Below are 11,082 nucleotides of genomic sequence, written 5' to 3' on the forward strand. Positions count from 1 at the left end.
GCTCATGCCAAGTCATTCCGAGCAGATGGACTCGCAATGCCTGACCGATGAGCTCCTCGCCGGGCTGCTCGAGGGGAGGCTGTCGGGGGAGGAGCTGTCCCGCGCCCATCACCACACCGCCGAATGCCCGTCTTGCCGTGAACTCCTCGTCACGCTCGTGCGCGGAGCACGGTCCCCCTCCAACGCTGTCAATCTCTCACATTCCGAGACGCCCCACGGGCCTCTTGCCACCGATTGGAGCCCGCCCACCGAATTCGATGAGTTCCAACTGGAGCGGCCACTCGGCCGTGGCGCCATGGGGGTCATCTACCTCGCACATGACCGCGAACTGGATCGGCGGGTGGCGGTGAAGTTCATCGCCGCGGCGCGGCCTCACAGCCGGCTCCGCGAGCACTTCCAGACCGAGGCACGCGCCATCGCACGCCTGCAGCATCCCAACGTCGTCACCGTGTTCCGCGTCGGCGAGGTCGAGGGGCATCCATACATCGTCTCCGAGTACCTCGCCGGTCAGAGTGTGGAGGAATTGACCGCGCCACTGCCCTGGCGGCGCGTTCTCGGATTGGGCATCGGGCTGGCGCGGGGGCTCGCGGCGGCCCACCGGCAGGGCGTGCTGCACCGGGATCTCAAACCCGCCAACATCTTCCTCACCCTCGAGGGCGAGGTGAAGCTGCTCGACTTCGGCCTGGCCGAGCTCGTCGAGGAGGAGGGAGCCGGGAGACCGGGCAGCATGCGTCGCCCCGTGGGCACACCGCGATACATGGCGCCCGAGCTCTTCCGGGGCGCACCGGCGACGCCCCGCAGCGACATCTACTCCCTCGGCCTGGTGCTCCACGAGCTGTGCACCGGCCCCCTTCCGCAGCGGCCGTGCCTGGAGCCACCAGGGCACGGGGGTGGCCCTCGGCTCACCCCGAGCGTGCCGGGCATCGACCCCGACTTCGCCGCCCTCCTCGAGCGCTGCCTGCGGGTCGAGCCGGAGGAGCGCTTCGCCTCGGCCGAGGCGCTCCGCGACGCGCTCGAGCGGCTCCGGGAGCCGGAGGTGCTCACCCAGGGCAATCCCTACCGGGGACTCGCGCCCTTCGAGGCCGAGCACCGCGCGCTCTTCTTCGGACGTGATGCCGACATCCGCGCCGTGCTCGAGCGCCTGCGCCGCCACCCCCTGGTCCTCGTGGCTGGAGACTCGGGGGTGGGCAAGTCCTCGCTCTGCCGCGCCGGCATCCTGCCCCGGGTCGCCCGGGGGGCGCTCGACGAGTACCGGGACTTCACCGCCCTCACGCTGGAGCCGGGCCGCCGTCCGCTCGCGGCCCTCGCCGCCGCGCTCGCGCCCGTTCTCGGGCAGCCAGAGGCCGAGCTGCACGCCCGGCTCTCCGGAGCGCCCGGGGAGCTGGGACCGGCGCTGCGGGCGGCCCACCAGGAGGGGCGTGGCCTGCTCCTCTTCGTCGACCAGCTCGAGGAGCTCGTCACCCTCAGCGAGCCCGCCCAGGCGGAGCGTTTCGCCAGCCTCCTCGGAGAGCTCGCCCTGCCGTCGGCGGGCGTGCGTGTGTTGCTCGCGGCGCGTGGTGACTTCCTCCTGCGCCTGGCCGCGCTTCCCGGACTGGGCGGCGAGGTCGAGCGGGCGCTCTACCTGCTGCGGCCCCTCACCCCCCAGGGGGTGCGCGAGGCCATCGTCGGCCCCGCGCGTGGCCGTGGCGTGGTGTTCGAATCCGAGGCGCTCCTCCAGACACTCGTCGAGGCCGCGGCGCGGAGCGCGGGAAGCCTGCCCCTGCTCCAGTTCACCCTGGCGGAGCTGTGGGAGCGCAGGGATGCCGTCAGGAGTTGCATCACCCAGGCCGCGCTGGACGAGATGGGAGGAGTGGCCGGTGCGCTGTCCCGGCATGCCGATGGGGTGCTCTCCAGACTCTCCCGGAGCTCGCGGCAGGAGGCCCACCGCCTGCTTTGCCTCCTCATCACGGCGGAGGGCACCCGCGGCCAACGGAGCGAGGAGGAGCTCACCGCGGGTTCAGACGAGGCTCGTGCCACCCTGCGAGCGCTCATCGAGGGACGCCTCCTCCATACCCGCACCACGGGCGATCAGGTGAGCCATGAGATCGCCCACGAAGCCCTCATCTCCAGCTGGGGCACGCTGCGCCAATGGCTCGATGAGGATGCCGGTCTGCGTGCCCTCCGGCAACGCCTCGAGACGGCGGGGGCCGAGTGGGAGCGGCTGGGGCGCGCTCCGGACCTCCTCTGGCGGAAGCGGCAGCTCGAGGAGGCGCGAACGCTCGACACCACCAGCCTGGGGACACGCGAACAGGACTTCCTCCGCGCATCCCGGCGCGCCGTCCGCCGCCAGAAGCTGCGCCGCTGGAGCGCCGGACTCCTCCTGGTGCTCCTCATGGCGGGCCTCTATGGCGGGCCGCGCCTGCGAACGCACCTGGAAACGCAGCGCTTCGTCAGCGCCCGGATGGCCGTCGCGCGGAACGCGCATGACCTGGGCCGGAAGCTGGGTCGAAGCGCCAGCGCACGTCGCGACGAGGCGCTCGCGCTGTTCGATGCCACCTCCACTTCGGAGCGCCGGTTGCTCGCCGAGACGAAATGGGCCGGGGCGCTCGACGAGCTCACGCGGGCCGATGCCGCTTTCGACGAAGCGGAGCAGGCCCTCAACGAGCTGCTCGAACGGGCCCACGAGGACGCACGCCCTCCCCTCCTCCGCCTGACGTACGAACGGCTCCTGCTCGCCGAGCGCTTTCACCGGACGGACGAGCGAGCCCGGCTCGAGAAGCGCTTCAGACGGTTGGCGGCCGGGAACACGGCCTGGTTACAACGGCTCGAGGCCCCGGCCGGACTCGCTGTCGAGACCCGTCCCTCGGGCGTGGACGTCGAGCTCACGCGCTATGTGGACGACGGGGGGCGGCTGCGGCGGGAGGCCGTGCCCGGCGCTCCACCCGGTCAGACCCCCCTGGCCTGGAAGGGCCTGCCAGCGGGCTCCTATCAACTCCGCTTCACGCGCGAGGGTCATGCGCCGGTCGAACTGCCGGTCCTGCTCACCCGAGGCCGGCTCGAGAAGCTCCGGCTGGAGCTGCCCTCCAGGGTCCCCGACGGGTACGTCTACATCCCGCCCGGCTGCTCCCTCACGGGCAGCGCCGAGCCCGAGCTGGTGCGGAAGTTCATGGGCAGTGCCCCCCTGCACCCGCGTTGTCTCGAACAGGGGTATCTCATCGGGCGGACCGAGGTGACGCTGGGTGACTGGCTGGCGTACCTGGATGGCTCGCTCGACGAGGCCCGGCAACGCCGCGTCCTCGCGGAAATACGAAAAGACATGGGCGAGGCGTTCACGCCGCGGAAGCGGCCCGATGGCTCCTGGAGCTTCTCACTCCAGTTGGAGAGCAAGGAGGTCCTCACGGCGCGCGAGGGCGAGCCCATTCGCTATCCCGGCCGCCGCCATCGCCGGGAGCAGGACTGGCGCCGCTTCCCCCTGACGGGGGTCAACCTCGCGGACGTCGAGGGCTATCTCCAGTGGCTCGACCACTCCGGGAAGCTGCCGGGAGCCCGCCTGTGCAGTGAGCTGGAGTGGACGCGTGCCGCCCGTGGCGCGGATGACCGCAAGCACCCGCACGGCAACCACTTCCAGAAGGATGATGACAACATCGATGAGACCTATGACCGGCAGGAGAACGCCATGGGTCCCGACGAGGTGGATGCCCACCCCGCCTCGGTGAGCCCCTTCGGGCTGCTGGGCATGGCTGGCAACGTCATGGAGATGACCCGGGCCATGACACCGGACAGCCAGGGCCCCCTCCTGCGTGGGGGTGCCTGGTACTACAGCGAAGTCGGCACGCTCATCGCCAATCGCCAGGCGATCACCCCCGCGACCCGTGACTCCCGGGTCGGCGTGCGCGTGTGCGCCCCCGTTCCGCACCGTTCCTCTACTCCGTGAAACCACGTGTCACAGCGAGGTCCCAGATGAAACACAGCCTTCTCCTGTTTGCATGCTTGCTCTTCGCCGCCCCCGGGCTCGCCGAGGCCAGGGGCCGGATCAAACCCTGCCAGGGCCAGGGTCCCCGGCGCACGGTGTGGCCACAGGGCACGCTGCTGTGGGGCACGGAGCGCCAGGTGGTCTCGAAGGAGATGAGCAGTGTATTGGCCTCGGTGGACCTGGGCCGGGTGCGGCTGGGGAGCACCGCGGTGAAGGGGCTGCGCATCGAGGAGGGTCATCTGGCCGCCCGCTCGCTTGGGCCCAAGGGACTGGTGGGCGCCGTGTTCCAGGGAACCGCCAGCGATGGCCAGCCCGTGGAGGTGGCGCTGTGCGGTGCCGAGCCCTCGCCCACGGACCCGTCGATGGTCTGGTACCGCATCGAGCTGTGGAACGCGCGGAGCGCCTCGTGGGAGAACCCGTGCGTCGCCACCGGCCGGGAGTCCAAGCCCCGGGCGCTCGCGGTGCGGGGAGTCTGGGACGAGACCGGGGCTCGCCATGAAGTGCCGGGGAAGTTCACCTTCGCCTGTGAGCATGGCGCCATCGCCAAGTGCATCGGCTGGGGCTACAAGCCCTGGGCGACGAAGGACGGACACGCGTTGGAGGACTTGCACCAGGCGTGCACGCGCATGGCTCGGGCGGACTACTGCGGCAACGGAAGCAGCCACACCCGTCAGGACAACCCCATCGACATGTACGATGCCCTCCGGGTGAGCACGCGGACGACGGAGGCCACCCGGGGCTGGGAGCCTCGGCGGGCTTCATTCGAGGCGGCCTGGACACCCGAGGGCGCCTGGTGTCTGGCCCGCACGCGGGATGGGCAGGCGGCGGAGGCGGTTCTGGCGCAGTGTCCCGACCGCTTCGAGGCGGAAGCGCAGGACCTCGGAGAAGGAGACCGCTGCACGGTGCGCCGCAAGGGAGGACGCGCCGGGCCGGTGCTGCTGCGCAATCAATCGTACGGCAAGGCCAGTCCAGCACCTTGACCGCCTGCACCGGCTCTCGCCGGGCCGCACAGGAGGACGGTGGAGTTCCAGCCTCGAGGTCAGCCACACTCCGGCCATGGACGACACCGCACCAGCTCTCCGGACCGGAGCGTCATGAACGCTCGAGGTTCTCCGGGTGGTTGACTGCCTGGGAGACGGGGCGGACACGCCCTCTCCGCTCACGCACGCACGACGACACGTGCGTGCACGAAGTCCCGCCGCTCGAGCTGCTCCGCGAGGAACCGGGCCAAGTCCGCGCGCGAGAGGCTCGAGAGCATGCCCACGGGCTCGGACGCTCCGGCGCGGACCTTCCCCCGCGCCGGGCCCTCCGTCAGCCGCGGCGGCTTCACCACCGTCCAGTGCCCGCGAGGGCCGGCACGAGCGCTCCGGGGCTCGCCGGATCCGCGACCGCCACCTCGAGCCCTGGCGGCTCGGGAGAGAGCGCGCCTTCCCGTCGGCAGACGGCTCGCACCGAATGGCCCCGCTCACGCAGCACGGGGATGAGCACCCGCCCCGTCCTGCCCGTTGCTCCGAAGAGTGTCACGCGCATGGCCTGTCCCTCCGCGTTCCACCGCCAGCCTCGCGCCCCCAGCGGACGGAGTCCACGGGAGGGCCGTCGTCCCCTCGCCCATGCCGCCCGGCTATAAGAGCCCTCCAACGCGCCCCAGGTTCGCCCCTCACCGTCCGTTCGTGGCTGTCGGGGCGCGTTTTCATACTCCGAACGGCCTCGCCAGGACCCGCCGGGCCCTGACTCCAATGGAGGACCCTGACATGCGTCTCCGAGCGTGCATCGCACTTCTGCTCTATGTCTCAGCCTGCGTTACGTCAGCGCCCAGCTCGAGAGAGCCAGCAGCCCGGGACCCGAGGCTCACCAACCTCCAGCGGGCGGCGACGCTGCCCTGGACGGACGGGGGGCGTTGCGCCGTTCAGGAGGCTTCCGAGCCCTGGCCCATGCTGGCGGAGAAGTGCTTTCATGCCCTCGACCATGATCGAATCGAGTTTCACGATCCCACAGGGCGATGCGCGGTGGCCTCTGCTGGTGCCAGTGCCTTGGGGCTCGGGGTCTGCGTGCTGGCGGCACCGGAGATCGTCATGGGAGCGGTGATCGTCGCGGGCGTGGTGGTGGTGGGATTCGCCATCAAAGAGGCGCTGGATACCTACGCGGAGAAGAGGGGCCGTCCCCAGGTAAGGCCCGTTCCTGAAACGCGCCCCGTGCCTGAAACAAAGCCCGCCTCGTCGAAGCCCTCGCCGAAGAAAAGGCCCAAGCCAGAGCCCAAAGGGCCGGATTTCCCTCCCATTGGGCCAGTCGAAGTCTCGGAGCGAGAGCGCCCCAGGTGCGAGCCCGACCCAGTGCCGTACCACCTTGGCGGTAATAAACTGCACGACACGTGCGCCGACAGAATTCCGAACAACAGTTTCCCCGGCGGGGATGTGTTCGTGAATGGGAAGAACTTCGACGCGCTCCAACTGGCCACGCGCACGCTGTGGGAAGTCAAGACCGACAACTTCGACACGTACCCGCCCGACCTTCGGAGAATTGTCATCGAGGATCAGGTGGGGGAACTGCGGACCGAGCGTGTCCTCGCTCTCGCCTGTGGATTCGACTTCCGAGTCGGCGTGCGGAGCCCCGAGCACAAGGCTGAGTTGGAGTTCGAGGCACCGGACCTCAAGGACATCATTGTCATCATGGAGTGGTGCTGAGATGCCGGCCATGCAAGAAGACGAACTTCGCATGATTGTCTATGCGCCTGCCCTCTTGGGCAATGATGGCCGCCCGCTGGCCATTGTTCATGGGATGGAACGCGCACTTCCTGGCTTGCGCCTGGAGTGGACGATTTCTCGCGAGGGGCAGCGCGTCCCCGTGCCGCAGCGCGAAGCATGGCTCGCCCGGGGGAGGCCAGGCGGGCGGGGATTTCCTCTCCTGCGCAACGGCGATGATGATTTCCGGGTCACGGTGTCTGGATTGGAAATACCGGCGGTCAGCTCGCCGGGTGGTCAGGCCCAGCTCGATGTCCATGCCACGCTGCCTCTGGCTGCCAACGGCATCGCGGCGGCAGCGGATGTGCTGGAGGCGATAGGGGAAGGTGCTCGCGGTTTCTGGGGGCACGCGACACCCTTCAGCGCGGGGGTGGACATCGTACGCCAAACGAAAAATGGGCCGACTGACCTGGAGGTGCCTCCCCGGGGGTTGCCCTCGATCAAGCCCCCAAGGGATATGCGCTCCCCCGAAATTCCGCATCGCCTCGGGTGGCTCAACTACTGGTCGGCCGCTGCCGCACGGGCCATCGGATTCCCGGACCCAGCCCGCGATGCGGACCTGCTCGCGTCCTCGCGGCGTACCGCGACGGGCGGGTGGGTTGTCAGGCTCACCGATGCACCGCTCGACCTGGACAACCCCGCGCACCTGGACGCGCTCAAACGGGCCTACGAGCGCTTCCCGGAGATCGGCGGGCGCTCCACCCCTTGAGCCCTGTTGAGTCCACCCCAAGGCAGCCACCTCGCCAAGAAGTGGAGGCGGCAGGAAGCGAACCCGCCGTTTGGACGCAAGTGCCCCCCGGCGGTGCGCCGCCCCCTTGCCGCCCTGCTTTTCGGCCAGTGGGTGGAGTTCCAGCCGCGAGGTCAGCCACACTCCGGCCATGGACGACACCGCTCAGCCCTCAGGCCTCCGGCTCCCCCCGCGGAGCACGGTCCCTGGAACCCTGAGCACCGAGGAGCTCGCGCGCTTCACCGAGCGGGAGCACGAGGTGCTGTGCCGGCGCTGGCGGCTGTTCGCGCCCATCACCTTCGTCCTCATCGGCCTCACCGAGGTGGCTCCGTTCTTCTCGCCGAACTTCCCTTCGGCGATGCACGTGACGGGCTGGGTGCTGGCGCTGCTGGCGGGCATGTACCTGCTGGCGAGGCGCAAGCCGGGCCGGCGGGTGATGGGGTGGGCCTCGGTGGTAACGGGCATCGTGGTGGCCGCCTACAGCGCCACGCCCGCGGCGGAGCTGGGGCGCTACCAGTCGCAGCACGTGCTGGCCATGGCGGTGCTCATCGCCATGCTGCCCGGCATCTTCTCGCTCACGCTGGCCGAGGCGGCGACGACGCTCGGGGGCAGCCTGGTGGCGTGGGTCGTCGTGTGCGGCCTGTGGAAGAGCGAGGGGCCGGTGGACTACACCGGCCTGGACGTGGCGCTCACCTACCTGGTCTTCCTGTGCGTCGTCACGCTGGTGGCGCACCACATCAACCGGCGGCTGCGCCTCCGCGAGTTCGCCGCGCGGTGCGAGCTGGAGCGCGTGCACCGCTTCGCCGTGGAGGAGGTGCTCCACCGTCACCTGCCGCCAGGCGACGTGGACCGGGTGCTGTCCGGGGAGCACCCGCTGGACGGCCCTCCGGAGCGGCGCGTGGTGACGGTGGTGTTCGCGGACATCGTGTCGTTCACCCCACTGTCCGATGGCCTCCCGCCCGAGGAGCTCGCCCGATTGGTGGGGCGCTTCTACGACGTGATGGCGGGGGTGGCGTTCGAGCACGGGGCGACGCTCGACAAGTTCATCGGGGACGCGGTGATGGCGCTGGTGGGCGCACCGGACACGATGACGCCCGGGGAGCAGGCCCGGCGCGCGGTGGCGATGGCGCGAGACTGGCACCGGGCGGCGCGCGAGCTCGTCTGGCCGGGCTCGCGGGGACAGGGGCTTCGGCTGCGCGTGGGCATCCACCAGGATCCGGTGGCGGTGGGAGCCTTCGGTGGGCGGCTGCGCAGCGAGTACACGGTGCTGGGGCGTGGGGTGAACATCGCGGCGCGGCTCGAGCAGCGCTGCCAGCAGGGAGACATCCTGGTGTCCGAGCCCGTCTTCCAGCAGCTCGCGCCCAGGCCCGAAGGCGCACGGGAAATGGGCGCACTGGAGCTCAAGGGCATCCCCGAGCCGGTGCGCTGCTACTGCCTGCCCGGCATCGAGGACGAGCAGGTCCGTGAAGCCGGGTCTGTGCTCCTGTGAGTAGGCTCCCACCTGACGCACCAGGCACCTCCTGGAAGCCGGGCCCGGTGCATGCGAACAAGAGCGACAGGTCTCCGGCAGGCGAGGAGACCAGGAGGGGCACGCATGGACGAGAAGAAGAAGCCCGAGGCGAACGGAGAAGAAACGGAGCGGTTGGGGCCGTACGTGCTCCAGGAGCAGGTGCCGCAGTCCGATGAAAGCCAGGGAGAGCTGTACCTGGCCAGGAACGAGACGAGCGGTGCAGCGGCCCTGGTGCTCAAGCACGCACCCGAGGAGGGCGGGGCACCCTGGAAGGACTGGCGGGTGCGCCTCATCTCCTGGGGCTCGCTGGGCTACTGCGCCATGGAAGTGGAGCACACTCCCTGGTCCAGGGCCCAGGACAGACAGTCGGTGGAGTCTCTGGTGCACACGTTGGAGGGTGTGCTCGAGGGAGTGCGGCGCATGACCCGCGCTTGGTCCGGCCCCCAGGAGCCCCGCTTCCGGTGGCGCCTGGGGTTGGGCCTGGCGAGCGCCGCCACGGTGTGCGCCCTGCTCTTCGCGCTGGTGCGTGTGGCCTCGGTGTCACAACCCCCGAGCGCCCCGACAGCGCCCATGAGCCTCGAGGACCTCATGGCAACCGAGGTGCCGGAGCCATTTATTGAAAGGGGGCTCGTGGACACCACACCACCCCAAGAGCAAACCGTGCTCGCCCGGCCTCTGCCGAAAGAGCCCTACAAAGGGCAGAAGCGCCCTCCCTGCACCCGCTACACCGAGGTGGAGCTCGTCGGTGCATGCTGGATTCCTCACGAGCTGAAGCCCCCGTGCCCGGAGTCCCTCCACGAGCACCAGGGCAAGTGCTACCTACCCGCTTTCAGCGCGAAGCCACCGCCCCAGTCGCTCGGGCAGTGAGAGGGCTAGAACGAAGGGGTTGAGGAGGGCCGCGGACGGGGGCCGCCGGAGCAGAGAGCCAAGCGGGTGGAGAAGCCGCGCAGCCCCATGGGGTACACGTCGGCCCAGGCGGCCCTCCCATGAGGTTCACGGCAGGGGCTTGGCTCTCTTGGCCCTGGCGGCTTGAGCTTCAACACCACGCGGCATGGAGGGGCCCGCGCGCCGGGGCCAGCCTCGAACCTGCCGTGGGCAAGCCCAGGTGCTCCAGAATCGCTCGCACACCGCCCGCCTCGTTCACGTACGCCAGCAGAGGCCGTCTTCCCCCAGCCCGACCGCCTCGAGTTGCACCGCCCCAACGCCGGGTCGCACCTGGCCTTGGGCCGGGGCATCCACTTGTGCCTGGGAGCGGCGCTGGCCCGCCTGGAGGCGCATGTGGCGCTGGAGGTGCTGCCGCGGCAGCTGCCCAACCCGCGCTACGCCGAGGGCAAGCGCCCCGTGCGCCGGCCCCACTTCTTCCCGCGGGGCTTCGAGCACCTGCACCTCGCCTGGGACGTGCCGGCCCGCTGAGGCCGGCCCACCTCTCCGCGGCCGAGGCCCCGCTCCGGCGCGTGGAGCGGCTGGCCGGGGGGCGCTCCCTCGTGACGCTCGGCCAGGACGCGGACGGCGTGGATGACGATGCCGCTGCACACCAGCGGCCCGGTGCCGGTGTCGTCGTCGGCGCGGGGGTCGCCACCGGGGGCTCCCGGGCCGGAATTTTCTAAAATTGCGCAAATAATTCCCCTTGGGGATTTGACTGGTGGAAGGCGACCCGAACTGCACAGGGAGGCCCACCGAAAACCCAGGGAGACCCCAGATGACGCGCGCTGGCGAACCGAAGCAGACGAGGACACGAAGGTGGGTGACGGCCACGAAGGAACAGGCCCTCACCCACTGAGCCAGCGGTGACTCCCCATGGGAGCCGGGCACTGGTACCGCCCCACATCTCCACCGATAGCGCCGGGGCATGCCCCGAAGCGGTGGCTCTCCTCTCCCGTGGTGTGAGGGCTGACCGGAACGCCACCCGTCCGTGAACGTGAGCCCGCCAGAGCAGGAATTGATTCCGCAGTACAGACACTTCTCATCGAAGATGAAGGAGACACGAACATGAACAGTCATTGGAAGAAGTTCGGGAAGAAGTTCGCCACCTCGCTGCTGGTGCTGGGGGGCGTGGGGTGTGGCACGGAGCTCGAGCCGCAGGAGCCGCAGGCCGTGGGTGAGGTGCGCCAGGAGGCCTTCACCGCCTACGATCTGGATGCCGCGAGTGCCGCGG

At 70.0% G+C, this 11,082-nt stretch carries 9 protein-coding genes; 7 read left to right on the forward strand and 2 right to left on the reverse strand.

Annotation, left to right across the window (positions count from 1 at the left end):
- Nucleotides 1–25: 25 nt before the first annotated feature.
- Together VFZ09_RS21325 and VFZ09_RS21330 are read left to right on the forward strand one after the other, a co-directional pair.
- Complete coding sequence (locus VFZ09_RS21325) at nt 26–3,913, forward strand: bifunctional serine/threonine-protein kinase/formylglycine-generating enzyme family protein (protein WP_329729484.1); 3,888 nt, start codon at nt 26–28, stop codon at nt 3,911–3,913.
- Nucleotides 3,914–3,939: 26 nt separating this feature from the next.
- A complete protein-coding gene (locus VFZ09_RS21330; RefSeq protein WP_329729473.1) occupies nt 3,940–4,932 on the forward strand; it encodes an ADYC domain-containing protein in 993 nt (330 codons plus the stop codon).
- 179 nt (nt 4,933–5,111) lie between these two features.
- Here the strand turns inward: VFZ09_RS21330 and VFZ09_RS21335 are convergent, their stop codons facing one another.
- Together VFZ09_RS21335 and VFZ09_RS21340 are read right to left on the reverse strand one after the other, a co-directional pair.
- Nucleotides 5,112–5,282, reverse strand: coding sequence for a hypothetical protein (locus VFZ09_RS21335; RefSeq protein WP_329729474.1), 171 nt, complete (start codon nt 5,280–5,282; stop codon nt 5,112–5,114).
- Entirely contained in the window at nt 5,279–5,482 is a 204-nt protein-coding gene (locus tag VFZ09_RS21340) for an NAD(P)H-binding protein (RefSeq protein ID WP_329729475.1), read from the reverse strand. The genes VFZ09_RS21335 and VFZ09_RS21340 overlap by 4 nt, the downstream gene beginning before the upstream one ends.
- Nucleotides 5,483–5,883: 401 nt before the next feature.
- Here VFZ09_RS21340 and VFZ09_RS21345 point away from each other — a divergent pair, with 401 nt between their 5' ends.
- From VFZ09_RS21345 to VFZ09_RS21365, 5 genes are all read left to right on the forward strand, one after another.
- Nucleotides 5,884–6,633 carry a DUF6310 domain-containing protein gene (locus VFZ09_RS21345; protein ID WP_329729476.1) on the forward strand — a complete coding sequence of 250 codons (750 nt, stop codon included), beginning with the start codon at nt 5,884–5,886 and terminating at the stop codon, nt 6,631–6,633.
- Nucleotide 6,634: 1 nt separating this feature from the next.
- Nucleotides 6,635–7,399, forward strand: a complete 765-nt coding sequence (locus VFZ09_RS21350; RefSeq protein WP_329729477.1) for a DUF5953 family protein — start codon at nt 6,635–6,637, stop codon at nt 7,397–7,399.
- Nucleotides 7,400–7,568: 169 nt separating this feature from the next.
- Nucleotides 7,569–8,906 (forward strand): adenylate/guanylate cyclase domain-containing protein, encoded by a 1,338-nt coding sequence (locus tag VFZ09_RS21355; protein WP_329729478.1) that lies wholly within the window; start codon nt 7,569–7,571, stop codon nt 8,904–8,906.
- Between the two features lie 105 nt (nt 8,907–9,011).
- The gene (locus VFZ09_RS21360) at nt 9,012–9,794 is read left to right on the forward strand and encodes a hypothetical protein (RefSeq protein WP_329729479.1); all 783 of its coding nucleotides are present in this window, start codon (nt 9,012–9,014) and stop codon (nt 9,792–9,794) included.
- A gap of 321 nt (nt 9,795–10,115) precedes the next feature.
- Nucleotides 10,116–10,340, forward strand: a complete 225-nt coding sequence (locus VFZ09_RS21365; RefSeq protein WP_329729480.1) for a hypothetical protein — start codon at nt 10,116–10,118, stop codon at nt 10,338–10,340.
- Nucleotides 10,341–11,082 lie beyond the last annotated feature (742 nt).

Source organism: Archangium sp. (genome assembly GCF_036277355.1).
Lineage (GTDB): Bacteria > Myxococcota > Myxococcia > Myxococcales > Myxococcaceae > Archangium.